The sequence below is a fragment of the Mycolicibacterium insubricum genome (assembly GCF_010731615.1).
GTDB classification, from domain to species: Bacteria; Actinomycetota; Actinomycetes; order Mycobacteriales; family Mycobacteriaceae; genus Mycobacterium; species Mycobacterium insubricum.
Window position 1 is genome coordinate 2,815,291 of sequence record NZ_AP022618.1, and the last position, 26,974, is coordinate 2,842,264.

Annotated in this window: 22 protein-coding genes; 17 read left to right on the forward strand and 5 right to left on the reverse strand. The window is 62.9% G+C overall.

Features of this window, described 5'->3' with window-relative positions; genetic code table 11:
• Positions 1-12 precede the first annotated feature (12 nt).
• Positions 13-831: a FadR/GntR family transcriptional regulator gene (locus G6N16_RS13385; protein WP_083032849.1), complete on the reverse strand. Its 819-nt coding sequence runs from the start codon at positions 829-831 to the stop codon at positions 13-15.
• Positions 832-923: 92 nt separating this feature from the next.
• On the opposite strand from G6N16_RS13385, the gene G6N16_RS13390 reads away from it, so the two are divergent.
• Entirely contained in the window at positions 924-1,889 is a 966-nt protein-coding gene (locus G6N16_RS13390; protein WP_083032839.1) for a Rieske 2Fe-2S domain-containing protein, read from the forward strand.
• On the forward strand, positions 1,889-3,358 hold the full coding sequence (locus G6N16_RS13395; protein WP_083032840.1) for an aldehyde dehydrogenase: 1,470 nt from the start codon (positions 1,889-1,891) through the stop codon (positions 3,356-3,358). The genes G6N16_RS13390 and G6N16_RS13395 overlap by 1 nt, the downstream gene beginning before the upstream one ends.
• Here the strand turns inward: G6N16_RS13395 and G6N16_RS13400 are convergent.
• The 3 genes from G6N16_RS13400 to G6N16_RS13410 all read right to left on the reverse strand — a co-directional run bounded on the left by G6N16_RS13400 (position 3,346) and on the right by G6N16_RS13410 (position 7,662).
• Positions 3,346-4,221, reverse strand: coding sequence for an amidohydrolase family protein (locus G6N16_RS13400; protein WP_163787880.1), 876 nt, complete (start codon positions 4,219-4,221; stop codon positions 3,346-3,348). The genes G6N16_RS13395 and G6N16_RS13400 overlap by 13 nt on opposite strands.
• A 70-nt stretch (positions 4,222-4,291) precedes the next feature.
• Positions 4,292-5,881 (reverse strand): SDR family NAD(P)-dependent oxidoreductase, encoded by a 1,590-nt coding sequence (locus G6N16_RS13405; protein ID WP_133052982.1) that lies wholly within the window; start codon positions 5,879-5,881, stop codon positions 4,292-4,294.
• On the reverse strand, positions 5,878-7,662 hold the full coding sequence (locus tag G6N16_RS13410; protein ID WP_163787881.1) for a flavin-containing monooxygenase: 1,785 nt from the start codon (positions 7,660-7,662) through the stop codon (positions 5,878-5,880). The genes G6N16_RS13405 and G6N16_RS13410 overlap by 4 nt, the downstream gene beginning before the upstream one ends.
• 201 nt (positions 7,663-7,863) lie before the next feature.
• Between G6N16_RS13410 and G6N16_RS13415 the strand changes: the two genes are divergently transcribed.
• Complete coding sequence (locus tag G6N16_RS13415; RefSeq protein ID WP_083032119.1) at positions 7,864-9,081, forward strand: cytochrome P450; 1,218 nt, start codon at positions 7,864-7,866, stop codon at positions 9,079-9,081.
• Between the two features lie 16 nt (positions 9,082-9,097).
• On the opposite strand, the gene G6N16_RS13420 is transcribed toward G6N16_RS13415, so the two are convergent.
• Positions 9,098-10,471 carry an MFS transporter gene (locus G6N16_RS13420; RefSeq protein ID WP_083032121.1) on the reverse strand — a complete coding sequence of 458 codons (1,374 nt, stop codon included), beginning with the start codon at positions 10,469-10,471 and terminating at the stop codon, positions 9,098-9,100.
• A gap of 73 nt (positions 10,472-10,544) precedes the next feature.
• Here G6N16_RS13420 and G6N16_RS13425 point away from each other — a divergent pair, with 73 nt between their 5' ends.
• The 14 genes from G6N16_RS13425 to G6N16_RS13490 all read left to right on the forward strand — a co-directional run bounded on the left by G6N16_RS13425 (position 10,545) and on the right by G6N16_RS13490 (position 26,953).
• Positions 10,545-11,375, forward strand: a complete 831-nt coding sequence (locus G6N16_RS13425; RefSeq protein ID WP_083032122.1) for a lysophospholipid acyltransferase family protein — start codon at positions 10,545-10,547, stop codon at positions 11,373-11,375.
• 94 nt (positions 11,376-11,469) lie between these two features.
• A complete protein-coding gene (locus tag G6N16_RS13430; RefSeq protein ID WP_083032124.1) occupies positions 11,470-11,973 on the forward strand; it encodes a macro domain-containing protein in 504 nt (167 codons plus the stop codon).
• Positions 11,974-12,017: 44 nt separating this feature from the next.
• Positions 12,018-12,407: a hypothetical protein gene (locus G6N16_RS13435; protein WP_083032125.1), complete on the forward strand. Its 390-nt coding sequence runs from the start codon at positions 12,018-12,020 to the stop codon at positions 12,405-12,407.
• Positions 12,408-13,340: 933 nt separating this feature from the next.
• On the forward strand, positions 13,341-14,120 hold the full coding sequence (locus G6N16_RS13440) for a hypothetical protein (RefSeq protein WP_083032127.1): 780 nt from the start codon (positions 13,341-13,343) through the stop codon (positions 14,118-14,120).
• A complete protein-coding gene (locus G6N16_RS13445; protein WP_197913105.1) occupies positions 14,107-15,261 on the forward strand; it encodes an XRE family transcriptional regulator in 1,155 nt (384 codons plus the stop codon). The genes G6N16_RS13440 and G6N16_RS13445 overlap by 14 nt, the downstream gene beginning before the upstream one ends.
• 43 nt (positions 15,262-15,304) lie before the next feature.
• Positions 15,305-16,447 (forward strand): SIR2 family NAD-dependent protein deacylase, encoded by a 1,143-nt coding sequence (locus G6N16_RS13450; protein WP_133052967.1) that lies wholly within the window; start codon positions 15,305-15,307, stop codon positions 16,445-16,447.
• Entirely contained in the window at positions 16,440-18,311 is a 1,872-nt protein-coding gene (locus tag G6N16_RS13455; RefSeq protein WP_083032130.1) for an ATP-binding protein, read from the forward strand. The genes G6N16_RS13450 and G6N16_RS13455 overlap by 8 nt, the downstream gene beginning before the upstream one ends.
• Positions 18,312-18,315: 4 nt before the next feature.
• Positions 18,316-18,525 (forward strand): KTSC domain-containing protein, encoded by a 210-nt coding sequence (locus tag G6N16_RS13460; protein WP_083032131.1) that lies wholly within the window; start codon positions 18,316-18,318, stop codon positions 18,523-18,525.
• Positions 18,526-18,749: 224 nt separating this feature from the next.
• Positions 18,750-19,331 carry a DUF488 domain-containing protein gene (locus G6N16_RS13465; protein ID WP_234805928.1) on the forward strand — a complete coding sequence of 194 codons (582 nt, stop codon included), beginning with the start codon at positions 18,750-18,752 and terminating at the stop codon, positions 19,329-19,331.
• Positions 19,332-19,823: 492 nt separating this feature from the next.
• A complete protein-coding gene (locus G6N16_RS13470; protein ID WP_083032133.1) occupies positions 19,824-20,933 on the forward strand; it encodes a tyrosine-type recombinase/integrase in 1,110 nt (369 codons plus the stop codon).
• On the forward strand, positions 20,930-21,265 hold the full coding sequence (locus tag G6N16_RS13475) for a helix-turn-helix domain-containing protein (RefSeq protein ID WP_083032134.1): 336 nt from the start codon (positions 20,930-20,932) through the stop codon (positions 21,263-21,265). The genes G6N16_RS13470 and G6N16_RS13475 overlap by 4 nt, the downstream gene beginning before the upstream one ends.
• Before the next feature lie 1,548 nt (positions 21,266-22,813).
• Positions 22,814-24,664, forward strand: coding sequence for an AAA family ATPase (locus G6N16_RS13480; RefSeq protein WP_163787882.1), 1,851 nt, complete (start codon positions 22,814-22,816; stop codon positions 24,662-24,664).
• Positions 24,654-25,553, forward strand: a complete 900-nt coding sequence (locus G6N16_RS13485) for a sensor histidine kinase (RefSeq protein ID WP_083032137.1) — start codon at positions 24,654-24,656, stop codon at positions 25,551-25,553. Before G6N16_RS13480 ends, G6N16_RS13485 begins: the two co-directional genes overlap by 11 nt.
• Complete coding sequence (locus G6N16_RS13490) at positions 25,550-26,953, forward strand: phosphotransferase (RefSeq protein WP_083032139.1); 1,404 nt, start codon at positions 25,550-25,552, stop codon at positions 26,951-26,953. The genes G6N16_RS13485 and G6N16_RS13490 overlap by 4 nt, the downstream gene beginning before the upstream one ends.
• Positions 26,954-26,974: the final 21 nt, after the last annotated feature.

Consider the following 26,974-nt stretch of genomic DNA (forward strand, 5'->3'; position numbering starts at 1 on the left):
CCTCCGTCGTGATCAGGGCACACGCCAGTCTCCGAGCTGCGCCGCGGCGGAAGCCGAGGTTGCGACGATCCGCTCGGCCGAGTCGGCGGAGAACGCCCGGGTCTGGGCGTCGGCGAGGTGCCGGGAGGCGATCCGCCGCGCCAGTTCGGGATCGCCGAGCTCGATCGCGTCGGTCAGCGCGCTGTGCGTTTTCAACACGGCCCGGCGCTCGCCGGCCGAGGGGTAGCCCACCTCGGCGGTGTCGCGCACCCGGTGCTGTTCGTGGCTGCTCCACAGGGCTTCCAGGCTGCCGACCACCGCAGCGATGGTCGCATTGCCGCATTCGCCCACCAGGGCGCGGTGGAACTGCCGGCCGAGCTCGCCGAACCGGGAGCCGTCGTCGAGTTCGGCGCCCATCGCGGCGTTGATCCGCTGCAGTTCCGGCACGATCGTGGTGATCCGGTCCGCGCGCTGCGCCGCCAGCGCCGCGCAGGTCGATTCCAGTTCCCGGACCGCGGTGGACAGATCGCCCAGCGGAACGTGCTGGCTCTGCAACACCAGCCCCAGCATGTAGGCCGCACTGGTCTTGGTGGGCAGGTGCACCACCGCGCCGCCTTGGTTGCCGCGCCGTACCGAGATCAACCCCTCGGTCTGCAGGATGCGCAGCGCCTCGCGCAGCGAGACCAGGCTGACGTTGAATCGCTCGACCAGAACCTGCTGCGGCGGCAGCAGATCGCCGTCGGCCAGGTCGCCGTCGACGATCTGCCGGCGCAGTTCGTCGGCCACCATCTCGGCGATGCGCGGCGACGTCAGGCGACGACGCGCTTCCCGGCTCACCCCAACTGTTGTCATCGCGACATCCATCCTGACGGTTCCGCTAAATCCCTATCTTTACTAAGATAACCATCATAGACTCTGCGCCAAGCACATTGAAAGGTGGTGCAATGCCGGAACTGGAGCGGCGCTTTCCCTTCGCGAGTTATCCCAAGGGATGGTTCCAGGTCGGCTACAGCCGTGACGTGGCCGTCGGGGAGGTCATCTCACTGCACTACTTCGGCACCCGGCTGATCTGCTACCGCGGAGAGTCCGGAACCGCTCACGTCCTCGACGCCTATTGCCCGCACCTCGGTGCCGACATCGCCGTCGGCGGTACCGTGCGCGAGGACTGCGTGGTCTGCCCGTTTCACGGGTGGAGGTTCAACGCGGCCGGCGCCAACGTCGAGATCCCTTACGCCAAGAGCCCCAACCGGGTGGCCCGGCTGCGGGCCTGGCCCACCGAGGAACGCGCCGGGATCATCTTCGTCTGGCATTGCCCCGACGGTGGCGCGCCCGAATGGGAACTCCCGAAGATCCCCGAGGCCACCGACGCCGCGTTCAGCTTCTACGCCCCGGACGAGGCCCGATGGGTGTTCCGCTCCCACCCCCAGGAGGTCTTCGAGAACACGGTGGACATCGCGCATTTCGCGACGGTGCACGGCGTCTCGGCCTTCGGCAACCTCGACGTCGAATCCGACGGTCACCGGTTTCACGCCGTCGCCGAGGTCAACTTCGAAACGCCGCGCGGGCCGGTGGCCGGTGCGGTGGATTCCGAGCTTTTCGGGATGGGGATCGACGTGGTCCGGCACCGGGGCCTGGGCAGATCGTGCACGATTCTCACGGTGACCCCGATCGACGGTGAGTTGGTCGAGGCCCGCTACACCTTCTTCGTCTCCCTCGATCCGGAAACCGGGGAGAAGACCCGGATGGGCATGGGGTTCGCGCGGGACTTCTGCAAACAGATCGAGCAGGACATTCCCATCTGGGAGGCGAAGATCTACCGGACGCGGCCGGCGCTGGCGCCCGGGGAGTCGGCGATCGGCACGTTCCGCAACTGGGCCGAACTGTCCTATACCGAATCCGGGGTGCTGTGATGACCATCCGCTCCTACGACCAGGTATTCATCGGCGGGTCCTGGCAGGACAGCAGCGGTGGACGCATCGAGGTGATCTCGCCGCATACCGAGGAGGTCATCGCCCACGCCGCCGCCGGTTCCGAGCATGACGTCGATCTCGCGGTCGGGGCCGCGCGCACGGCGTTCGACGAGGGGCCGTGGCCGCGGCTGTCGCTGGAGGAACGCATCGCCGCGGTCGAGCGGCTCGCGGCGCTCTACGGCGCGAACATCGACCCGATGGCCGATCTGATCACCGCGGAGATGGGTTCACCGGCCAGTTTCAGCCGGCTCGGCCAGGCGGCCGGGGCGGCGACCATGATACAGCTGGCCGTGCAGAACGCCCGGACGTTCCCGTGGGTGCAACGCCGCCCCGGCCTGTTCGGCGAGGTACATCTGCGCCGCCAGCCCGTCGGCACCGTGGGCATCATCATCCCGTGGAATGTGCCGCAGAACCTGTTGATGCCCAAGCTCATTCCCGCGCTCATCGCCGGATGCACCGTCGTGGTCAAACCCGCACCCGAGACCCCGCTGGACACCCTGTGGGTGGCCGAGATGATCGAGCAGGTCGGTCTGCCCGAGGGTGTGGTGTCGGTGGTGCCGGGTGGACGTGAGGTGGGGGAGGCGCTCGTGCGCCACCCGGGTATCGACAAGATCGCCTTCACCGGCAGCTCGGCCTCCGGCCGGCACATCGCCTCGGTGTGCGGGGAGCAGCTCAAGCGCTACAGCCTCGAACTCGGCGGCAAATCGGCCGCCATCGTTCTCGACGACGCGCACATCGGAAAGACCGTGTCCGGGCTGAAGATGGCCAGCCTGATGAACAACGGCCAGGCGTGCGTCGCACAGACCCGCCTCCTGGTCAGTGAACGCCGGCACGACGAGTTCGTCGACGCGCTGGCGGACATGATGGCGGATCTGGTGATCGGGGATCCCGCGGACCCGGCCACCGACATCGGACCGCTGGTGTCGCAGCGTCAGCAGCAGAGGGTGCAGAACTACATCCGCACCGGCAGTGCCGAGGGCGCGAAAATCGTTCTGGGTGGCGATGATTCACCGCGGGATCGCGGCTGGTACGTCCGGCCCACCCTGTTCGTCGACGCGACCAACGACATGACCATCGCGCGCCAGGAGATCTTCGGCCCGGTGCTCACCGTCATCAAGTACCGCGACGAACAGGACGCGGTGCGCATCGCCAACGACAGCGACTACGGGCTGGCCGGCTCGGTGTGGACCAAGGACGTGGCGCACGGCCTGGAAATCTCCGGGCAGATCCGCACCGGCACCTACGGGATCAACATGTACATGCTCGACATCTCCAGCCCGTTCGGCGGATTCAAGCAATCCGGCATCGGTCGGGAGTTCGCCGAGGAGGGCCTGGCCGAGTACACCGAACTGCAGACCGTGGTCAGCGCCGGCCGACTGCCCGCGCTGGGCGAGGATCAGCAGCGGTAGACCCGCATCGCGTTGGCGGCGAACAGCTTGTCGCGTGCGGTGTCGTCGAGGCCGGCGGTGATGGCCGAGTAGCAGCCGAAGAGCTCGTCGAGGGACCCGTGGATCCCGTCCACCGGGAAATTGCTCGCGAACATGGCGCGGTCGACGCCGAAGCAGTCGATGGCGTGCTCCACCCACGGCGCCAGCACGCCGGGGTCCATGGTGCCCAGCGGTCCGGCCAACCCGGAGATCTTGCAGACCACGTTGTCACCGAGGTCACCGAGCGCGCGGAGGCCCTCGGCCCACAGCGCACGCTCCTGTTCGGATCGGTCGCGGGGCCACCCGGTGTGCTCCAGGACCACGAGCGGGGCCGCGACGTTCTCCAGCGCCCGCGCGCTGGCCAGCAGCAGATCGGGATGGATCATCAGCTCGACCACCAGATCCCGCTCGGCCAGTGCGGTGAGCATCTCGGTCCCGGGCAACGGTCCTTCCGCGCCCCCCATCGGGCGCACGCCGCGGAACCGGGTGGCGGTCAGCTGGCGATCGAGGGCGGCCACCTGTTCGGCCACCGAGTCCGCCGGCGGCAGGCCGCCGATGATCGCCGCGGGCTGGCCGTCGGCGTCGGCCCGCCGGTCGAGCTCCAGGGTCTCCTCGACCGAGTGCTCGCCGGTGGCGGCGGCGACGTTGACCAGCTTCTCCACGTTCCACCCGGTCGACTCCGCGAAGTAGGTGGCGGCGTCGAATCGCCGGCACATCGTGGACACGTCACCCATGTCGAGCTCCTGGCGACCCGAGAGATAGGGGTACCAGTCGACGCGGGCCGGATCCCACAGGTGTACGTGCGCATCGACGATGCGCTTGGGTCGCGAGTCCGTGGACGTCACCGTCGCCTCCTGGTCTTCATCGCCATCCCTGTTCGCCCGTCGTCTCGGTTCGCCCGTTGTCCCCGTGTGTTCACCGGGGCTGGGTGATCTCGCCCAGCGCGTCGTCGAACCAGCCGGGCAGCGCCGGGCCGCCGAAGCTGATACTGCCGATCGGGCGGGGGTGGCTGCGGATGCCGAACCATCCGGCGCCCGCTGCGAGTTCGGCACCGGAGAGTTTGTCGGCGTCCGGGCTGCACACCAGATGCGCGACGAACTCGGCGGGTCCGCAACGGAATTCGGCGGGATCGGCCTCGACGGCGACGGCGAACGCCAGCACCGAACCACCGGTCGCGGGACGCCCCGCGCGGGCAAGTTGGGCACTCGCCTGGGCGCGGCTACGGCCCCCGGCGGTGGTGGCATTGGTGACGGTCACCAGCCGGATCGGGTGCCCGGCGCCCCGTGTGAGCTCCGCCACCGCCCGCGGCCACCGCGCATCGGCCAGCACCCGCTCGACGATGCCGTCGTGTTCGGCCAGGATCCGTTCCCACTGCGCACCGTGATCGGCGGCGGGGGTGCCCGTCGGTGCGATCACCACCGCGTCGAGGTCGGTGATCTCCGCCAGTTCTGACGGACCCGCGATCGGGTGGCAGGTCACTCCCCGCTCGGCAAGGGCCTGCGACAGCGCCGCCGCGACCTCGGAGTCGTCGGCCACCAACGCGCACGAACGTATCGAGGTCGCAGCGGGTTCGCCCGGTTCGACGTGGTCGAACAGCGCACCGAAGCGGGCGTTGCTGCCGCCTCCGCTGACCTGATTCGCCTCGGCGGGCACCAGGGCGGTCGTCGTCGCGGCTTTGAGCAGGGGAGCGGGAACGTCGTCGCCACGCACGACTTCGATCAGGCGGGGTTCGTCGATCACGGCGACCTCGGATCCGCCGGCGAAGATGACGCGACCGCGGCAGGCGGTGAATTCCTCTGCCACCAGGTGGGCGCCGAGCGGGCCGAGGTGCTCGGGTTCGGGCATCGCGGCGAGCGACAGGCCGCCGGTGGCGCGCGGATTGGCCGCCTGTGCGCGGCTGAGCGCCTCGGTCACCATGCGGGTCGCGGCGATCGGGGAGACCGCGTTGACCACGACGCCCTCGGGTGCGTGGCGCCCGAGCTGCCAGGTGAGGGCCGCGACCGCGCGTTTGGCGCAGCCGTAGGCGCCGGCATCGGCGGCGCGCCAACCGGATCCGGAGGTGACGCCGAGAATGTGCCCGCGGCCGGCGGCGGCCATCAGCGGTAGCGCGGCACCGAGAATGTTGCGATAGCCGTCCAGGTGCACCGAGAGCACATCGCGCCAGTCGGCGTCGCTGCCGGTGGCGAACCCGGTGGGCCGGCTGATCCCGGCGACATTGACGACCGCGTCCAGGGCACCGAATTCATCGGCCAGTGCAGTGAACAGCGCCCGGATCCCGGTCTCGTCGGTCACCGAGAGGGCGGATGCTCGCGCGTGGCCACCGGCGGCCACGATCCGGTCCGCGGTGGTCTCGGCGGGTGCCGGGAGCGCGGTGGATCCGTCGACGGACAGAAGGGGATCGACGGTGACCACGAAAGCGCCGGTGCGGGATATGGATTGGGCGATCGCGGCGCCGATTCCTGCGCCACCGCCGGTGACGACGACGACGCGCTGCCGCGCACTCACCTCAGGTCCAGGCCGTCGAATTCACCTGCGGCGAGCCAGCCTTCGAGCAGATCCCGGTAGGCGAAGAAGTCGCCGAACCGCGGGCCGTAGTTGGTGTCTCGCGCTCGGATCCCGCCCGGGTCGCCCTCGTTGTTCAGCCGCGACGGCGTGCACGCTGACATCACGGCGCTCGCATCGCGGTGGGTGTCGACGATCTGCTGGATCCAGTCGGCCTCGGCGTCGGCGTTGACGTCGAAGACCCGGATGCCGCGCTGCTCCAGCAGTGCCACGGCACCCGCGACGAATTCGGCGCCGACCTCGGCCAGCTGGGTGTAGTTGACGGTGACGACGGCCTGCTGGCCGGGTGCCGGCAGCACGAACATGTTCGGGAAGCCGTGGCTCATCATGCCGTAGAGGGTGGCGGAGCCGTCTGCCCACTTCTGTTCCAGGGTGATGCCGCCGCGGCCGACGATCTCGTGGCCGATTCGGCGGGGCAGGGGTGTGACCTCGGCTTCGAACCCGGTGCCGTACACGATGCCGTCGACGTCGTACTGCTGTCCGTCGACGACCGGGCCCCGGTCGGTGATCCGGTCGATGCCGGCGGGGGAGTCGACCAGGGTGACGTTGTCGCGGTTGTAGGCGTCGAAGTACTCGTCGTGGAAGCACGGCCGCTTGCACATGTACCGGTAGTACGGCTTGAGCATCGCGGCGACGTCTGGTTTGTGCACCAGCTCGTCGATGCGCCGGCGGTGTTCCTCCATGATCGCGAAGTCGACTTCTTCTGCGTTGCGGATGAACTCGTCGATGGTCATGCCCTCGCGCCGCTGCGGGTTCTGGATGAGCGCATAGTGGTGCGTCCAGCCGTCGTCGGTGAGGTCCACCTCCACCGGGCGGCCCAGCATGATCGACTGAAAGTTGTCCATCCGCGCCTTCTGCCAGCCGGGCGCCAGATTCTCGGCGAAGGACGGATCGGTGGGCCGGTTGCCGCGGACGCCGATCGCCGACGGAGTGCGCTGGAAGACGTAGACGTGCTTGGCGGCCTCGGCGAGCCCGGGCAGGCACTGCAGCCCGCTGGCTCCGGTGCCGACCAGCGCCACCGACTGGTCGGCCAGACCGGTGAGCGGCTGCCCCGGTGCGCCTCCGGTCTTGCTGTAGTCCCAGCGGGCGGTGTGGAACGCCCATCCGTCGAAATCGTCCATGCCCGGGATGTCGGGCAGCTTCACCAGGTTGAGGATGCCCACCGCCAGCACGTAGTAGCGGCAGGAGATCTCATCGCCTCGGTCGGTGTGTACGGTCCATCGGCCCGCGTCCTCGTCCCAGACCGTCCGGGTGACGCGGGTGTGGAACAGCGCGTCGCGCTCCAGGTCGAAGCGCTCGGCGACCGCCTGAAGGTGGAGCCGGATCTCCTCACCGTAGGCGTAGCGGCGGCTGGGGATGTAGTCGAGCTCCTCGAGCAGCGGCAGGTACTGGTAGCTCTCGATGTCGCACATGACCCCGGGGTAGCGATTCCAGTACCAGGTGCCGCCGACACCGCCGGCGGTATCGATGATCCTGATCCGCTCGATGCCCGCCTTGCGCAGGTGAGCGCCGGTGAGCAGGCCTGCGATCCCGCCGCCGAGGATGACCACCTCGGGATCGTCGGTGATGGGCGCACGCGCGAGGTACGGGGTGAAGGGGTCGGCGAGGTAGTCGGTCGCCCCGGTGTCGGCGCGCATATCACGCAGGGCCGCGCGTTGGGGAACGAGCCGCTTGTCTCGTTCTTCCCGGTACTTCGCGTGTACGACGTCGGGGTCGAAGGCCATGGGACTCCTTTTCGCCGGTGATCCGGGGCTATTCTACTAACTATATAAAGATTGCAGAACAGTCATCGGTCATTGGGTCCGTCAATTTCCGCCCGCGTCCACCTCGGGCCGGGTTTTACTGACTATGGTCAGTGAATATGTGCTCGCGGCCCACGTGGTCGCCCATCGAAGCCCTCTACATGAGTAAGGATCGGCCTGCCGGTGCCCAAGTCGCTCGAAGAACACGCCGACAACTGGGATCTTCGCCACGAGGATTTCAACGACAACGACCGGCTGTATGCCGTCTACGAGGTCATGCGGGAGCGCTCGCCCTTCGCCCAGACCGACACCCCATTCCTGAGCGCCCTACCGGGTGGATCGTGGGTCGCCGTGGGATATGACGAGTGCTACAAGATCCTCCAGGACTGGGAACACTTCTCCAGCAACCCGACTCCCGAGGGGGCCGAGCAACTCGCCGGCGATCTGGTGATCACCCTCGACCCGCCGCGGCAGCAGAAGTTCCGCAAGGTGCTCAACCCGTACTTCTCGCCGGCCCGGATGAAGGCGCTGCGGCCGCACATCGAGACCGAAACCGACCTACTGATCGACGCATTCGTCGAATCGGGATCCGGAGACCTGGCCCACGTTGCCTGGCGCCAGCCCGGAATCGTGTTCTTCAAGTACGTCCTGGGCATGCCCATCGACGATGTCCCGCTGTGTGTGGGGTTGACCGACACCGCGCTCAACGGTGCGACCGAGGAGGAACGGATGGGGGCCTGGGGAGGCCTCTATCAGCATCTGCACGACGCGGTCACCGCCCGCACCCAGGAGCCGCCGCGCGACGACATGATCGACGTGCTGATCAACGCCGAGATCGACGGTGAGAGACTGCCGTTCAACGACGTTGTCGCCAACGCGATGTTGCTGGTGCAGGCCGGGCTGGAGACCACCGCCAGCGCGATGTCGGTGGCCTTCCACTATCTCGCCACGCATCCCGGCGAGCGGGACCGCCTGATCCGGGAACCGGAGATCATTCCGCGGGCGGTGGAGGAGTTCATCCGGTTCGGCGGGTCCATCCACGGCATCCCGCGCACGGTGGTCGGCGAGGTCGAGGTCGGCGGCCAGGCGTTCTGCCCCGGGGAATCCGTTCAGGTCAACTATGCCGCCGCCAACCGGGACCCGGCCGAGTTCCCCGAACCGAATCGCTGCATCCTGGACCGTCAGGCCAACCGCCACCTGGGTTTCGGCGCGGGAGTGCACCGTTGCCTGGGATCCAATTTGGCCCGCCTGGAGTTTCAGGTCGGGGTCGAGCAGGTCCTCTCGAGACTGCCGGACTTCACCCTGGCGCCCGACGAGACCCCGGAGTTCCACGGCAACTCGGTGACCCGCGCGTTCCGATACCTCCCGGTGGTCTTCACCCCGGGACCGCGCTCGGCGTAAGACGCCCGCGCGCCTGCTACGGCGGGGTAGCGGCCCACGGTGTGCGTTCAGGATCCGGCCCGATGAACGAGGCGCCCAGACCGACGAGCGCCATCGCGGCCGCCACCCAGAACACCGTCGGCAGCGTGGCGACGTCCAGCGCCACCGCCACCCATGCCGAGCCAGCTGCCGAACCGGTGAATCTCACCAGGTTGAACAGGCCCAGGCCGGTGCCCTGCTGACCGGCCGGTGACTTCGTCGCGCCGCTTGCCGCCGGAGTCTGCACCAGCCCGACCCCGACGCCCACCGACGCCAGCACCACCAGCAACAGCGGCGTCGAGACGGTGGGCCGGCCCAGCAGCACCGCCAGCGACACCTCGGCGAGGACCAGCACGATCAACCCGGTGCGCAGCACCCGGCGCGGGCGCAGCCGGTCCATGTAGCGGCCGACGGGCGGGCCGAGCAGCACCATGACGGCCGGCACCGCGAACAGCGTCAGCCCGGCCGTCGACTGGGAGGCGCCTTCGGCAACCAGGTACAGCGGTATCGCGACCAGCGTGGTGCCGAGGGCGAACATCTGGGTGAAAGCCGCCAGTGTGCTGCGCAGGAAACGTGATTCGGCGGCCAGTCGTAGGTCGATGAACGGCTCGGCGACCCGCAGGCTGTGCGCCACGAACCAGGCCAGACCGAGGGTGCCGACCACCAGCGACGCCATCGCGCCCGGGGTTGGGTTGGCGATCTGTGCCAGCCCGGACACCAGCGCCGCCGACCCGAGGGTCAGCGTCGCCGCGCCGATCACATCGAGCCGTTTCCGGATTCCGGGTGAGGCGGGGATGTAACGCAGCGTGCCGATGAGACCGATCGCGGCGACCGGGATCAACGGTGCGAACACCCAGCGCCAGCCCCAGCCGTCGGCGACCAGGCCGCCCATCGTCGGGCCGATGGCCTGGCCCAGGCCGTTGACCGACGCCCACGCGCCGATCGCGCGGCTGCGTTTCTCTCCGGTGAACAGCCACTGGATCAGCCCCATGACCACCGGTGCAAACGGGGCGGCCGCCACCCCGCCGAGGGTGCGCCAGATGATCAGCACCCCCAGTGAACCCGCGGTGGCCGCGCCCAGCGCACAGATCATCGTGGCGATCAGCGCCACGATGTAGACGCGGCGACGGCCGAACCGGTCGCCGACCCAGCCGGCCAGTGGCATCGACGCGGCGAACGCCAGCAGGAATCCGACGACGACGAAGACGCCGTCGGTCAGCGGGGCGTCGAACTCGGCGAGGATGGAACTCAACGGCACGTTGACGACGTTGTTGCCGACCGTGCCGACCAGGGTGCCGGCCAGTAACGCCGCCAGGGCGAGCGGGGTGCCGGCCGGCGTCACCGCGGAACCGGTGCTGATGTCGGCTGACATCCGGCGAGGCTATAGCAACCTGAGAGTTTGTCGCAGATTCCCGACCGGTGCGCGGGTCGCACGCCGATACTCGATGCACAGCCATCGAGGAGGACACGTGAGCGCAGACGACGCCGACTTCGAGGAGATCGCCAAATGGGATCCGGGCTTCATCGAGGGCTTCTACAACCTGATCGCACCGGTGGTCCGGAGCTACTTCCGGTCGGAGGTGCGCGGACTGGAATCGATTCCGTCGACCGGCGGAGCGCTGGTGGTGTCCAATCATTCCGGCGGGAATCTGACCCCGGATCCGCTCATCCTGCAGCCCGCCTTCTACCGACACTTCGGGTATGACCGGCCGCTGTACCTCTTGGCGCACTACGGCGTCTTCTACACGCCGCTGCGCGACTACATCAAGAGGCTCGGTGCCATCCACGCCAGCCGGCCAAATGCGCGCGAAGTGTTGAACTCCGGTGCCGTGGTGCTGGTTTTTCCCGGCGGTGACTATGACGCCTACCGGCCGACGTTCTCGCAGAACGTCATCGACTTCGAGGGCCGGGTGGGTTATGTCAGGACCGCGATCGAAACCGGGGTGCCGATCGTGCCCACCGTGTCCATCGGCGGCCAGGAGACGCAGCTGTTCGCCGCCCGTAACAGCTGGCTCGCGAAACGCTTAGGGCTGCACCGCATTCGGATGGATATCCTGCCGGTGAGCTTCGGGATCCCGTTCGGCATGAGCATGGTCTTTCCGGCGAACATTCCGCTGCCGTCGAAGATCGTGTTCCAGGTCCTCGACCCGATCCACGTCACCGATCGATTCGGTAAAGACCCCGACGTCCACGAGGTGGATGCACACGTGCGCTCGGTCATGCAGACCGCGCTCGACGGCCTCGCCCGCGAGCGCCGCTTTCCCGTGCTGGGGTGACATGTCGGCAGCGGCGCCGCGGCCCGAGTGGACGCCGAGCAACTGGTGTCGGGTTCACCCGGTTGATCGGCGTCCTCGTCGCATACTGGGCAGCATGCCTGTTATCACCGCCGTGCATGGGGACGTCACCGAGCAGTCCGTCGACGCGATCGTCAACGCCGCCAACAATGCCATGCGCGGGGGCGGCGGAGTGGACGGCGCCATCCACCGCGGCGGCGGTCCCGCAATCCTGCGCGACTGCGTTGATAGATTCCCCGACGGACTGGCCACCGGTGACGCCGGTTGGACGACGGCGGGGGATCTGCCGGCACGGTGGGTGATCCACACCGTCGGTCCGAACTACACCGCCGGCCAGCGGGATCGGTCGCTACTGGTGTCGTGCTATCGCCGCGTCTTGGAGGTGGCCGACGAACTCGGTGCGAAATCCATTGCGGTTCCGCTGATCAGCGCCGGCATCTACGGTTGGCCGCGCCACGACGCCATCGCGGTCGCACTCGAAACCCTCGGCTCTGCCGACACCGGCGTTGAGGAGGCTCGTGTGGTCGCGTTCGACGCCGAGACGCACGGGCACGTTCTCGCCCAACTGGGCGCGAAATAATTGGCGTCGGAATCCCGCTCTGGGTGAACCTAGGCTCAACTCTCATGGGTGACTACGCGCAAACGCTGTGCGATGTGGATGTCACCGACGCCGAAGCGGACGAGCTCAAGCATCGCCTCCTGACGTGGCTGGTCGACAAGCGGGTCATCCGCCCGGAGCTCACCGACTGCGGGATGAGCAGCGCGGGTGGCCATGCTCCCGGGGAGAACTACGGCTACGCGATCTATGGGCGGGAGGACGCGACGTTGGACCCACCGCGGCTGTGGGCCAATGGGATGGAGATCGACACCGGGCGGCGGGTCTATTGGGGGCGGGACCTGGAGAGAAGCCGGCGGGACGGAAATCGTCACAGTGAGAAAATGATCGAATGGGGCCCTTGGGCTTTGCGTCGGGGAGGGTGTTCGTACTCCGCGCGTCGGACGTTGTCTCGCTAGGTTTTCCAATTGCGGATCCGTTCGCCGGGTGACACGCAGCGCCGCCCGATGGCCAAGCGTCGACCCGATCGGCGACTAGCCACGGCGATCGCCGAACAGAGCTCGACCAAGATATTTCGTCACAGTGACGTATCCGCCACGTTCAACCGATGCGGGCGACAGGGGAGGGCCGGCGCGGCTCGGCCGGTGTCGGGCGTTCCAAGCCATACCGCGGCGGGCAACGGAACGCCGCGTGACCGCCAACAGGCACTGGGCCCGAACGCCGGCGGTCATCAATCAGATGCACATAAGGGCAGCGAAGTTCTCCGGGTCGGCGCGACAGAGGGGCAACGAAAAGCGGGACTGTCCGATCCGGGACATCTTGAGAGTGCGAGGGAGGGCTGACCAGCTCACTCTCAATTGATTGCGGAACGGCCCAGCCGGATGTGTCCGGCGAAGGCCTGACAGTGGCGGATAGTTTCCAGGGGAGCATGACAGTGCCGGATCGCGCTATCTCGTCCGGGCCCAACTGCGGGATTGACATCATCGCCGGCCGCAGAGTCCTCCCACTCGATTGCCCGACCTCGGTTGAGGTGAAGCCTGGCGGGCGGCCGGTGCGCCGGTGGCATCGCAAGCGCTACTGGCCAGCATGGGGTGGCATCTGTAAGGCGCTGAAGTCGAACGAGTTGCGTTTGACGCATAGCATGACGCCGATGTCGTCGATGCCGTTCTCGAACTACGACCGTCTCGATGGCGACATCCGCAGTCATCTACAGCTGAGCGCCCAGATCTCCCCGCGACGGCAGACCGCGGACGACATTTCGAGTCGCCTCACTGTTGACGGTCGAGATGCGCGCGAGACACGACACTCGCGAAAGCGAAAATGATCGATCTGCGTCATTAACTAAAGTTTGAATGTTAGGTTTAGGGCGTCGCCTAGCGTAAGGATCGTCTATGAACGAGCTGCCCGAACCCTCACGGTGGTTCACGGATCACTTCGGCGAGCACAGCCAGAACGTGATACTCGCCCTCGCGAAGGCTGGTCGCACAGCTCATGAGCGCGCCCTCGACGCCAAAGCCGGAAGTCAACTCACCTCGAACGAGGCCTATGGGGCGTTTTGGGTGATCTTGCCGGAGGAGGTTGCAGCACACTTGGCGTTCCTGCCCGGGCGCGAGGTCATACGGCCCACCGGCAGCCGTTATGACCTCGTCGTCTTCGATGGCACTCTGGTGTTCCCTGCGAAGTGCGGTCGAGGATCGTCGGGGGCTGATCGGATCAAGTTGGGACACTCAGACTTCCGCCGTCGAGTCTTCTCGCTCGAAAGCGGAACTGACTCCGGCGTGCAGGAGCACCTGGAGTTCGACTACTGCTTGGCCGGCGACTTAAATGCCGCGGTCAAGGACGGTTCCTTCGCCTCGGCCACTCAAGTAGCGCTGGTGGCCTACGACGTGTCCGCCCGCGGCGGTCTTCAGCATGTCTATGCAGGTGAGGCAACTCTTGATTCGTCCGGGCTTGTTACGTGGCACTACCGCGAGGAACTGCAGCTACACCTTCTCGATGGTGAGGGAGTCGCGCTGACAGGCCTCAACGAGGCAGCCGGGCGATTTGATGACGCGCCGCTTCCCGATAGCGACCTGACCTTGCGCGCACCCGGCGAGCCGTCGACCCAGGATGCCGACGCCGAAACTGCAGCTAGCACGGGAACTGAAGGTGCTGTGGATGACCTTCAGTGACAGGGGTCAGCAGTCGGCGTCCATCAGTGATCACGACATCGCCAAAACATTCGACGGTGACCGCTTGCGGCAAGCTCGGCAGCTCGCGCTGCGTACGAAGCAAAGTCTTTCAGAACCACTAGGCGTATCTGCCGCCGCCGTCGGGCAATACGAGTCCGGTGCCACCCCACCCAGAGCTGACCTAATACCGATCCTTGCGCGCGAGCTTGATGTTCCTCGTGAGTTCTTCGCAGCGGGCCGGCCGCTCGCTCGACTAGAAGCCGCAGATGCGTTCTTCCGAAGCCTTCGCGCGACGACGGCAAAGCAACGAGCCAAGGCCATTTCCTACACCGAACAACTATGGGAACTGATGCATGCCGTTGAGAAACATGTTCGACTACCCCCAGTCAACCTTCCTGGTTTCGGCGGCGGTGAAATTGAACCTGGCGCGTTCCCCAGCGACCCGGTGGCGGCAGCAAGAGCGTTGCGAAAAGCATGGCGGCTGGGCACGGAACCGATCGCGCATCTCGTACGCACTATCGAGAACCAGGGCATCGTTACTGTACTGGTGCCTTTCGCCGAGAACGAGGTCGCGCGCATCGATGCCTTCTCCACTCTGTCGCTGTCGCGACCGATCATCGTCCTGTCACCCGACCGCGCAAACGACATCTATCGGCACCGATTTACCGCTGCGCACGAGCTCGGTCATCTCGTCTTGCACGGAGAACTCGCTGGTGGAGATCCTGCACTAGAGAGGGAAGCGGATCGATTCGCCGCCGAGTTCCTAACTCCCAGCTTGGTCATCCATGACCTTCTCCCTCGACGGATCGACTTCCGCAAGTTGAACCGCCTGAGCGAACAGTGGGGCGTATCAATCAAGTCACTGATCTACAGGTGCAGAGAGGTCGGTCTACTGTCTGACGCCACAGCTCGCCGAGCGTACATCCGCCTCAACTACCTCTCGGAGCAGGGCGTGATCGCAACCCAGCCCGTGTATCAGTTCCCGGGCGAGGTACCTGCCCTTCTTCGCCGGGCCGTCGAACTGGCAGAGGTGAACGGCGTCACCATTACCTCATTAGCTCAAGAGCTTGCCTGGAAACCATCGCAGGTTCGTCGCATGCTCGGCGACGCAGACGAACGTCCGGCTCTCCGCTTGATTTAGCCAGCACTCCCGTCCACCAATCCCGAATTCGGAGACTCAAATCTTGACCAAAACTCACCCGCTAGCGCAACAAGTCGACTACCTGCGAGCAGCCCTTGAACAAGAGAAGAAACCTATCGGGATACTTCTTGGTGCGGGCGCTCCGATGTCGATTCGGATAGGCGAACAACCTCTCGTTCCTGGACTGGAAGCGCTTACAGCCTTTGTGCTCAGCGATGTGAGCGAGGATTACCGCACCGCTATAGAAGCTCTCGTCAGCCACCTCGACGAGAGTGAGCGCAGAAACCTCGAAGCGATCCTCAATTACGTCCGCGCAATCGCGACCCTGCCTGGAGCACTGCCCGTTCGAGGAATCGAGAAGGCCACGTTAGAAGCCCTCGACTCCGCAATATGCCGAGTAGTAAGAGAGCGTGTCAACGTTGACTTGCCGCAGAACGATAATCCGTACTTATCTCTGGCTCTATGGATCCGCGCTGTCCGAAGGCTGACGCCGACTCAGGTGTTCACAACCAACTATGACCTGTTGATGGAGCAAGCATTTGAACGTCACAGGGTCGCCTACTTCGATGGGTTCATGGGCTCGCATGAACCCATCTTCGATCTTGAAGCGATCGAAGAAGACGACTTGCCCTCCCGTTGGACTCTCCTTTGGAAACTGCATGGCTCCATCAACTGGTCTCAAGATGAGTCTGGAAATGTAATTCGACGCCCCGCAAAAATAGACGACAAATATTCCGCTCTGGTCTACCCGAGTCATTTAAAGTATGATCAGAGTCGACGTCTTCCATATCTCGCGATGATGGACAGATTGAAGGTATTCTTGCGTAAACCCGGCGCGATTCTAGTGAGCTGCGGTTTCTCTTATCGGGACCAACATATTAATGAGGTCATAGATCAATCTCTACGCGCGAATCCCACTGCAAGCGTTCACGCCATGCTCTACGGCCCCTTGGATGACTACCCTGAGGCGGCTAAAATGGCGTCAGGCCTCCATAACTTAGTGCTTCTTGCGCAAGATTCAGCGATTATCGGCGGGAGCCGAGGGGCTTGGGCTGCACGCGATGACGAAGCCGGCGAGGAAGCTCGGACCTGTGATCTCGGAGATTTCGTAGCATTTGGCGCCTTCCTCCAAGGCCTGACCGGGGATTCTGCGCACATCGAAGTTGAGGTGCAGGATCATGGTTGATCCGACTCACATCGCTGATGTTACGAATGTCCAAGGCGACACGATTACCGCCGCGGTACGTCCTGAAGCAGCACCCGGACTCACATTCTCGAAAGGCCATGCCTACTTTGTTGGACAAGTCGGAGCGTACGTCAGAATCCCTTTGGGGCTAGTCGACCTCTTCGCGATCGTTGTTCAAGTCGGATCGACCGCACACGACGAGGAAGCGATCAGTGGTGCCGTCCCCGGGCGCCCGTGGCTACGCCTTGAGCTGCTCGGCGAAGCACACCGCGACGGCTCCTTTGAGCGCGGAGTTGCGCGCTACCCATCAATAGGGGACCGAGTCGTTCTCGTGACTGCCAATGACCTGAGCCTTCTGTACCGCGTGGAGGACGAAGCCAAGTCTCTGCGTATCGGCCACGTGGCTAACGCGCCCCACTTACCAGCCCTCGTAGATGTAACAAAGCTCGTAAACAGGCATACCGCAGTCGTCGGCAGCACAGGTAGCGGAAAATCAACAACGGTATCGGCCATACTCCACGGACTCACTGCCTCCGACAGATTCCCCTCATCTCGGGTTCTTGTGATTGACGTGCATGGCGAGTATGGCCATGCCTTCGGAGGGTCTGCACTTTGTTTGCAGGTGGATGCCGATGAACTCGCGATCACCGAAGGTAATAAGCACCGGCAGCAACTTTGCCTGCCTTACTGGGCCTTACCCTTCGAGGACTTCTTGTACCTTTCACTCGGCACGGTGGATGATAACTCTGCAACGACAATCCAGCAGATGGTTATCGAGTCCAAGAGAACCTACGTCAGGAACCATCCTGAACTGGGATTGAACCCAAACGGGGTGACAGCAGACACTCCGGTTCCGTTTAGCGTGCGCCAGCTATGGCTCACGCTTCATGAGATGCACTTCGCTACTCACACAGTTCAATCGAACGCACAAACGGACGCAACCCGCGCATACGCAACAGATAAGTCCGGAGTTCCGCTGATAGGCGATGCGGAATCCGTGTCGCCCCCCACCTTTGAGCCGACAGTCCCGAGCAAAATATTTTTGAGTGGAGCAGCTATCAACGTGCGGCGCCAAACCAACTCTCTTGGAGCAAGACTGCGCGATCCTCGATATAATTTCTTGTTCCGACCGGGCAAGTGGGATGTCGACGACTCGACAGGTGAAGTGTCGAGCGACCTTGGCGACTTCCTGGAGACTTGGCTCGGAGCCAAGGAGTCGGTAGTAATCGCTGATCTCTCCGGCGTTCCCAACCAAGTGCTTCAGAGAATCGTCAGCGTCTTGTTGCGCCTGCTCTACGAAGCACTAATTTGGGCAAGGAAGCTCTCGGAAGGTGGTCGAGAGCGTCCACTTCTCATCGTGCTCGAAGAAGCCCACCGTTACCTCAACGACAGCAAGGACGCCGCCGGAGAAATCGTGGAGAGAATCGTCAAGGAAGGGCGGAAGTTCGGCGTCGGAACAATGATAGTGAGCCAACGGCCGAGTGAAATCAGGGCGACCGTTTTGTCGCAGATCGGATCTTTCGTTGTCCTCCGGCTCAGCAATACCTCGGATCGGACTTTAGTCCGTTCCAGTCTTCCGGACAACCTCTCCGGACTCTTCGACGCCGTTCCGGTTCTCCGCACAGGCGAAGCAATTATAACGGGTGACATTGTGAAGCTTCCTACACGAGTAGTCATCGAGTCTTCGAACCTGACCCGCCCCGACAGCTCCGATCCAGATGTGGTCGGCCGGAGGCTTCCGGGTGGCTGGGATGCGCCGCGACTTCCACAGGATTACGCAGATGTTGCTTGGGCGTGGCGGCATTTAACACCTCATAGTCGTCGAGTAATCCGCACAATCGCTAATAACACAGGAGAGAAATAGCCACATGGAACGCACTTTCGTTTCGAGCTCAAACTTGAACTCGGTCGGGTACGATGAGGCAAGCATGACGCTTGAAGTTGAGTTCAAAGACGGCTCCCTGTATCAGTACTTTGACGTTCCAGGCTCCATGCATCAAGGGCTGATGGGAGCGAGCAGCGTGGGGCAGTACTTCACGCAGAACATTCGCAATGCTTTCAGGTACTCCCGACTGTGACGCGCGATAACACGTCAACAAGGTCATACATGACGGACCGATTGATGACCTTGATCACTTCTGCCGCGTCACGCTCATGCAGGGGATCGTAGAGCCGCGGTAGGACACGGCGTCCCACATCCGCTCCATCGCCCGGGACAGGGTCGCCACCACGATCACGGTTTTATCGCACACCCGCGGGGTTACTGCCCCAGGCTTTGGGCTGTGGTGCACCATTAGGAACCATGGGCACCGCTGACACCGCCATGCATATCGCCGCCACCGGCACCCTAGTGAGCATCGGCTACGAGGGGAAGACAGTCGATGATCTGGTCGCCCAGCTGCTCGAACGGAGCGTTCGCGTTCTCGTCGACGTACGGCTGACTCCGCTCAGCCGCAAGCCTGGTCTGTCCAAGACAAAGCTCGCTGAGGCCCTTCGTGCCGCCGGTATCGACTACGTTCACCACCGCGCCCTGGGCAACCCGAGGGACAACCGCGCCGGGTTCCGAGCTGGTGAGCCCGAGTCCCTGATGAGATACCGCGAGGTCCTCGACACCACCGACGCGACGGACGCTCTTGCACACGTCTGCGAACTCTTGGATGGTGGTGTGGTTGCCTTGCTCTGCTTCGAGCAAGACCACGCCGAGTGCCACCGGAACGTCGTCGAGACCACGAGGGAGTATCGTCACTGTGACGTATCTACCGCAGCCATCCGGGTGGCGGCGGACGGTGCTAGGCGCGGCTCGATAGCGGCACGGTCCGGCGCTCTCATGTATTTGCAGATCGCGCCTAGGGGAACATTTCGCCAGTCCGGCACTGTCATCTAATCCTGGAATACGGTCGGCACAGGCGGAGCTCGGTCGCCGTCTACGGCGCATCCGCGAGCGGCGACCTGCGTCAACGGGGCACTGTCAGGTTTTCGCGGAATCAGGGGCCGAATCGGACAGCTCGCAGGTAATCGCGGATCACTATCAACAAGTCCTGGAACGGACAGGGACATCCATGCTGCTTGACCTGGGTGGATCCAAACCTGCTGGTCGGTAAAGTACCGATAAGCCACATTATGTCAGATAAACCACTGCATATTGCATCAGGTGAATCAGCATCCCCCTCCTTGCTGACCGCCGCTCCTTCCATCGTTTTCGGTTGGTGCGCAGGACTTTCCGCAGTCAGGACCTAGGCGCGGTCCGCGCCGGCTCCAACAGTGTGGACCCATCCGCGGCCGGTGGGAGCGACACGCTGACCTGGGGTCTTGACTTGATGATGCAACAGATGAATCATTGATTCATCTGTTGATACCAGATGAGCGGGGGCTTCGGGTGGCAGTCGATGACGTCGGACGCGCGTATCTGGTCAGCTCAGTCAGGCCTCTGCACCCTGAAGAACAAACGGTCACGGAGATGCTCCAGGGCTGGCGCAACCAGCAGCTCAGCCGCAATCTGCAGTTCGGGACTATCGACCGCCGCATCAAGCAGGTGCAGCGCTTCATCGAGCACTCGAACGAGTTCCCCTGGACCTGGACCGTCGCGATGGTCGACGAGTTCTTCGGTGACCTTCGCGGTATCCATAAGCTAGCCCAGTCGTCGATCCGTTCGTATCAGGTCGGCCTGCGACTGTTCTGCTCCTACGTCAGTAATCCGGACTACGGATGGGATCGCGTATGCGAGGAACTGTTCGGGACCCACCCGTCCCAGGTCTTCTTCGACTGGAACACCGCTCGACACGTCCAGGAGAACGAGGCTCAACCCGAGAAGCGCGCATTCACCAAGCGGGAACTTCAAGACTTCTTCGACCATGCCGATGAGCAGGTATCTGCCGTCGTAGCTTCGGGCAGAAAGGGTTGGCTGCCCGCCTACCGCGACGCCGTGATGTTCAAGTTCGCCTACGCGTATGGTTTGCGATTCAACGAACTGTCCCATCTGCAGACGGTCGATTTCGCGAGGAACCCCCACGCGAAGGAATTTGGAAAGTTTGGGCTCGTTCATGTGCGATACGGCAAAGCGAAGAAGGGCTCCCCGCCGAAGCAGCGCAGTGTCCTGACAGTCTTCGACTGGACACCAGAGGTACTGGTCGACTGGCTGGAGAATGGCCAGCACCATATGGACGACGGGATCGACCTGTTCCCGAGTGAACGCGGAAACCTAGTTTCGGAGACCACACTCATCAGGCGATTCCGACGCTACTGCCACGATCTGGACCTCTCGCCCGGGCTCGACCTCCATTCGTTCCGCCGGTCCTACGCAACCCACCTGCTCGAAGCGGGCTGGGACGCGATGTTCGTCCAACACCAAATGGGTCATGAACACGCATCCACCACAGCGATCTATAGCTGTGTTAGCAGCGACTACCGCACTAGGACACTGCGAAACGCCCTCGATGCCACCATCGCCGCTGCGCTACAACCGAACCAGAACGGCGACGCCGGATGAAACGCGATGTCGACTACCAATGGCGCCTCGCCGAACTCATGGCGGGCAACCAGATGCACAACAGCACCGACCTCATCCCACGATTGAATGAACGCGGCATCACGCTGTCACGGCCCCAGGTTTACCGGCTCGTCCACCAACGCCCCGAACGAGTCTCTCTTAAACTCATCGCTGCGCTCTGCGACATCTTCGACTGCGGCCCAGAAGATCTCGTCACGGTCACCGCTGCCGACGCCCGCAAGAAAGCCGCTAGCGCCGGCCGAGAAAACGTCGTCGAACTCAACAAGGCCATCCGCCCCAAACGTGCTCGGATCCTCAGCGATGACGATTGAACCGCAGCGCCGTAACACCGTCCGCGGACGACCCAAAGTCACCGACGGATCAATGGAATGCGCTCGCTGCCACCGCGAGATACGGCGCACGGCAGCAACATGGCGAGACGGCCGCATCTGCAATTCCTGCTACTACGAAGCAACCAGCCTCTACGGCGACTGCCCCAGCTGCGGATTTCACCGCCTCCTGCCCGGCCGGCTGGACATCGGCGAGCAACCCGTGTGTCGAGACTGTGCGCGTATCCGCCAGAACTTCTATTGCAGGTCGTGCAACGAGGAACGCCGACCCTACCGCGGCAACGTATGCGCACGTTGCAGCCTCCGCGAAGACCTTGAGCGGGCGTTCCTCCACCCGGACTCCCCCGCGAGCTTCACACAACTCATCGACGCCCTGTGCGCAGCCAATCGCGCCGAGAGCATCATCACGTGGAAAAGATCGGACAAGGTTCAAGGACTCCTACGCTCCCTCGGAGATGGCACCACTCCCCTCACCCACGACGGCCTGGACCAGTACGAGCCCGCGGGCCGGCACGTCGACCACCTACGGGCCATCCTGCAGCACCATGACGTAATTCCCGCACGTGACAGGTATCTCGCCTACTTCGAGCGGTGGATCGAAGACAAGCTCCACCCAGTCTCAGATCCCGAGATCGCCACGCCAATCAGGCAATTCGCCACCTGGCACCACCTCAGGCGAATCAACGACTTAGCACTTTCTGGGGTTTCAACCCGAGGGCCCGTTCACGCCTCGAAGCAGGACATCACAGAAGCACTGAAGTTCCTCGAGTGGCTTCGCGCCCAACACGGACGAACGACAGCCAACTGCACACAGCAAGATGTGGACCTCTGCGTCACCACAGGTCCAACAACGCGGCACCTCATCCGGACGTCCATCATTTGGTGCAAAAGGATGCGGGTGAACCGATCAATCACGCTCGGACACCGTCAGGCCAAAACGGTCCGAGTCTTCACACAAGACCAGCGGCGTGAGTGGATTCGCGAACTTCTGTCCGGCTACAACGAATCGCTCCCCTACCGCATCGCTGGAACGCTGCTACTCCTCTACGCCCAGCCACTCGTGAAGGTCGCAGCCATTCCGATGAGCAAGGTGCTTGTCGCGCCGGATGGACTGTCCCTCGAACTTGGGGTGACACCATCGCCCGTGCCCGAGCCATTCGCCGAGATGCTTAGGCGTCACATCAGCGGCAGACCGAATCTTCGTACAGGCGGGGCCAATAACAACCCGTGGCTGTTTCCTGGATACCGACCCGGCGAGCACCTGCACCCGAACACCTTGATGGATCGGCTTAGGGAGCTGGGGATTGATCTTCTAGGGGCGCGGAACACCGCCTTACGAGAACTAGTGACGCAGTTCCCGCTCCTGTGGTGGCCGAGATGCTCGGCTATAGCGACCAAGTCCTGCATAGGCACGCGACTCTGGCAGCGCAACCCTGGGGTCGCTACGCGCGACCTGCAGGCTAAGGCAACGCAAACCCAAAGGGGCCCATACAGGTTGAGAGGCTGGATGATTACGTGTATATAGAACGATTGCAGGTCGAGTCAGAGGGCTTCCTGGCGGGATTGGATCTCCGATTCGACACCGGACTCAACGTGATCATCGGTGCGCGTGGTACCGGAAAGACCTCGATAATCGAGTTGATCAGGTATTGCACGAATGCAGAGGCGTTCACTGAAGATGCAGCTGCCCGTGGATCTCAGCAAGCAATTGCGATCTTGGATGGCGGCGCGGTAACACTCACTGTGCGCGACCAAGACAGCCGCTTTGAGATAACCCGATCTGCAGCAGGGCACTTCAGTCGGACTCAATCCACCAAGATCTCCTGCACAGTGCTTGCTCAGAATGAAGTGGAAGCGATCGGCGCCCAAGCCTCTGGTCGACTACGCCTATTGGATAGGTTCCGCAAGACTAACGAGATGGATCAGCGGAAGCTCGATTCACTCCAATCGCAGCTTCGTAGCCAGACCGTTGAGATCGCAGCGATCATCGCGGAGGGCAGTTCGATTGCGGACGAAATCGAATCGCTGGGCGCCGTTGAAGCGGAACTCGCCTTGGCACAGGAGGCTCAGCAAGCGGTGTTGGGGGCTTCTGACGCTACCGACGTCCAACAAACTGACCTCAAACGCCTGCAAGAAACTAGCCGCTTGATCGCGAACCGCGAGCAGATCCTTCTAGCGGAGGAATCCCGGGTCACCGACTTCCGGCAAGCTCTCGAGGAGTTGTCCGGCATGACCAGAACGCTGCTGCGCGATTGGCCATCCGATGCTGGAAACGACCCGATTTCCCAACGCCGTTCGTTCGTGAGCGATGTGTCCCGGGCGCTCAACTCAGCGGCCGAAGCTGTCGCCCGATTGGCCGAAGGCATCGACGACGCAAACCGAGCGACGCTATCCCTGAAAAGCAGCGTTGATGTTCAGAGTCGCGAGCTGCGTCAGCGGTTGGAAGCGGTTCAGAAGGGCATCGGTCAGGCATCGAGGCTAGTGGCATCGCTAGAGGAGAAGCGTGGGCGGCTCCAAGCGCTCCGGAATGTCCTGGAGGAACGTCGCACCCACTATCTCGACCTAGTCGAACAGCGGGATGCTGTTTACAGGAGTCTTGATCGCAGACGAAGCGAGATCTACGAACAGCGGACATCGATTGCATCGGATCTCAGCCACGCACTTGCTCCGACGATTCAAATCAGGCTTACCCGATCTGAGAACGTAGATGACTACCGCTCGGCAATTGCCGCGGCGTTACGCGGCAGCGGAATCCACTACAACACGTTAGCCCCGCAACTCGCGCGAGAAGTCAGTCCGTTAGAGCTCGCTCACTGGGTGGAATCATCCGACGTCGAAGCGCTCGCATCAACTCTCTCCATCAGACGAGATCGCGCGCAATCTGTAATCGAGAATCTGTCGGGACCAGGCCTGGGAAGGATTATTAGTGCCACCATCGAGGACGGTGTGTCGCTGTATCTACTGGATGGACCGGAATACAAGTCTAGTGATCAGCTGTCAATTGGGCAGCGCTGCACCGTTGTTCTACCGATCTTGCTAGGCACGCACGGCGATCCACTAGTAGTGGACCAGCCGGAGGATCATTTGGACAATGCCTTTATTGCGTCCACCTTGGTGAACTCATTGCGTCGCAGAAACCCAGTCGATCAGATTATTTTTTCCTCCCACAACGCAAACATTCCCGTTCTAGGCGAAGCGGACCAAGTCATAGTCATGGAGTCCGATGGAAGACACGGCTACGCGGTGCACCAAGGGACGCTAGACGAGGCTGAGACCGTACGACATATCACCCGCGTAATGGAGGGCGGGATAGAAGCATTCGAAGCCCGTTCCGCTTTCTACGGGACAGCTGGCGCGGCGTCGTGGCCTAATGACCGCTGACCCGATGTCCGGCCTTCGGTCCGACAACCCGTCTATCCGTTTGGCTGCGGCGCGCGAACTAGTTGGTAGTGACCTCTCCGAGAGCATCGGAACGATCCGGCGGATTCGAAGAACAGAATCGGATTCCTGGGTGCGTGCTGCGCTCGACCGGGCGATCGCAAAATGGGAATCCGATGCGGGCGCAGCAAGTACAGGCGAGGGTTGGATTACGGTGCCAGCTGCAGGCGATTTGGAGGACATTCGTGCTGACGCCATCCAGGACGTCACTCGTACTCTGCTGCACGAGATACGACCGCTCGTCGGAGCGGTCGATTCAGCGGCGCGGTACGAAGTCGGTGGCGACTACCAGCAATCCGACACGGGACGTGGTCTGGCCCGGCTGCGCGAATTGCTCGGTGCAATCCAGACGCTTCATGACGCCGCAGCTGCTCCGAGAATAAGGGAGTTTGATCTTGCCGACCTGGTTGTCGAAGAGATTGCAGTACAAGGCTTTTCCGGCAAGCAGGTACTTCCAACGCGTACTGATCCGGTGGTGGTCGGTGGCGATCCAGATTTGCTGAAACTGGCATTGGGCAACGCACTTAGAAATGCTGTGGAGGCTAGCGAGACAACTCAAACGAAGGTTGTTGTCAATTGCGGGGCGACTTCGCAAGATGCTTGGGTGGCCGTCTTGGATGACGGCGTCGGCCTACCTGAAGCGAGTGACCGCGTATGGGAACCAGGTATCACGAAGAAGTCGAAACAGAAACACTTTGGATGGGGGTTGCCGATCGCTCAACGGGCTGTACATTCGTTCGGCGGATCAATCAGGCTGCAGCCACGCGAGCATGGAGGAACAGTGTGTGAAATTCGTTGGAGCCTGCACCCAAAGGAGGTGACGACTGCATGAGCATGCAGATCCTGTTAGTGGAGGACGAAGATACCAGTGCGGAACTAGCTATCACTTCTATTCGGAGAGTGGATGAATCAGTAGAGGTAGTAGTGATGGGTGACCGCGACTCTGCTATCAATGAAATTCGTCAGCATGACCATGATCTAATCATTTGCGATATTCGCATACCACCGAATTCCCAAAGCGTGGATATTGACGAAAGCCACGGTCTAGCGGTCCACGCTGTCGCTCGCGATGTTTGTCCTGGTACTCCTTTGGTGTTCCTTACCGGATTCAGAACTTCAGACGCAACTCGCCGGCGCCTATCGGCAGGTGGAGTTAGTGACATCTTTGGCCTGCGCGCTCATCCAATGGTGCAGCTAGTGGATAAAGACGACCCCCTCCGCCTAGAGGACGTCGTGAGGGAGTTCGTAGAAGCTCTGGCGACGCTGGATATCGCTTGCGTGGTCCATAACGACAACGACGTGAACCCCGCGTTCGTGCGGGCGGTGCAGACATACGCTTCATACACGAACCACAGTGCAGCCAACGTCCAATCCAGTTCGGGCCTGTCGGGAGCCACGGTTGGCCGCGTACGCCTAGAATCACAAAGTCAAGCTGCAGCAAACTTTATCTTGAAGGTTCTCCCATTCGAGGACGCCGCTGATGAATTCGAGCGCTACAGAAATTTTGTTGCCAGCCGGCTAGCCCCTGGCGTCTTCGCGCCCACGGTGATGTCTATTTCCGCGGGCCTCCGTAAGCAATCTGGCCTTATTTCTACGTTAGCTGGTGATGGTTATCAATCAGTTTTTCGATTGCTCCGAGAGAATCCGTCGGAGGCCGCACGCGTAGTTTCACATCTCCGCGACAAGTTGGCTCCTTGGTACGATAACCCCGCGACGAATATGATCACTCTGCGAGAGTTGCGGCGCGAGAAGGCCTCGGACGACGTGACATCCAGGCCCGAACCACTTGGCGACCGACTTGACGTCATCGAGGAACTCGAGATCGAGATGCCGAGAGTAATCACTCACGGCGACATGCATGGGGAAAACATCCTCGTAGACAGGCGAGGCCAGCCATTACTGATCGATTTTGGTGATGTTGGTTTCGGGCACGCGCCCGTAGACCCTGTGACCTTGGAACTGAGTTTGATCTACCACGTCGAGGGTCCAGCTCGCGATAACGCAATTGGCTCATCGATCGACTGGCAGTCCTGGCCCGACATTTCTCAATGCTACGGGTCGAGTCCACTGTCAGCGTTTGCCAGTGAATGCCGTTCTTGGGCAGATGAAGTCGGGTCCCCTCGCGCAACACTAGCGTTCGGGTATGCGCACTCACTAAGGCAACTGAAGTACCCAGATGTCGCTGCGCAGATCGCTATCGCGATCGCTCAGGCCTGCGCCGGGGCTATTTGAATGCGCAACAAAGACTGTTCG

Excerpts from the sequence above, each read along its gene's own strand:
- G6N16_RS13420 (WP_083032121.1), bottom strand. The coding sequence starts at position 10,471 with ATGTCAGCCGACATCAGCACCGGTTCCGCGGTGACGCCGGCCGGCACC.
- G6N16_RS13465 (WP_234805928.1), top strand. The coding sequence starts at position 18,750 with ATGGGCACCGCTGACACCGCCATGCATATCGCCGCCACCGGCACCCTA.
- G6N16_RS13435 (WP_083032125.1), top strand. The coding sequence starts at position 12,018 with ATGGGTGACTACGCGCAAACGCTGTGCGATGTGGATGTCACCGACGCC.
- G6N16_RS13430 (WP_083032124.1), top strand. The coding sequence starts at position 11,470 with ATGCCTGTTATCACCGCCGTGCATGGGGACGTCACCGAGCAGTCCGTC.
- G6N16_RS13475 (WP_083032134.1), top strand. The coding sequence starts at position 20,930 with ATGAAACGCGATGTCGACTACCAATGGCGCCTCGCCGAACTCATGGCG.
- G6N16_RS13390 (WP_083032839.1), top strand. The coding sequence starts at position 924 with ATGCCGGAACTGGAGCGGCGCTTTCCCTTCGCGAGTTATCCCAAGGGA.
- G6N16_RS13410 (WP_163787881.1), bottom strand. The coding sequence starts at position 7,662 with ATGGCCTTCGACCCCGACGTCGTACACGCGAAGTACCGGGAAGAACGA.
- G6N16_RS13490 (WP_083032139.1), top strand. The coding sequence starts at position 25,550 with ATGAGCATGCAGATCCTGTTAGTGGAGGACGAAGATACCAGTGCGGAA.
- G6N16_RS13485 (WP_083032137.1), top strand. The coding sequence starts at position 24,654 with ATGACCGCTGACCCGATGTCCGGCCTTCGGTCCGACAACCCGTCTATC.
- G6N16_RS13440 (WP_083032127.1), top strand. The coding sequence starts at position 13,341 with ATGAACGAGCTGCCCGAACCCTCACGGTGGTTCACGGATCACTTCGGC.
- G6N16_RS13455 (WP_083032130.1), top strand. The coding sequence starts at position 16,440 with ATGGTTGATCCGACTCACATCGCTGATGTTACGAATGTCCAAGGCGAC.
- G6N16_RS13385 (WP_083032849.1), bottom strand. The coding sequence starts at position 831 with ATGACAACAGTTGGGGTGAGCCGGGAAGCGCGTCGTCGCCTGACGTCG.
- G6N16_RS13445 (WP_197913105.1), top strand. The coding sequence starts at position 14,107 with ATGACCTTCAGTGACAGGGGTCAGCAGTCGGCGTCCATCAGTGATCAC.
- G6N16_RS13460 (WP_083032131.1), top strand. The coding sequence starts at position 18,316 with ATGGAACGCACTTTCGTTTCGAGCTCAAACTTGAACTCGGTCGGGTAC.
- G6N16_RS13395 (WP_083032840.1), top strand. The coding sequence starts at position 1,889 with ATGACCATCCGCTCCTACGACCAGGTATTCATCGGCGGGTCCTGGCAG.
- G6N16_RS13425 (WP_083032122.1), top strand. The coding sequence starts at position 10,545 with ATGCACAGCCATCGAGGAGGACACGTGAGCGCAGACGACGCCGACTTC.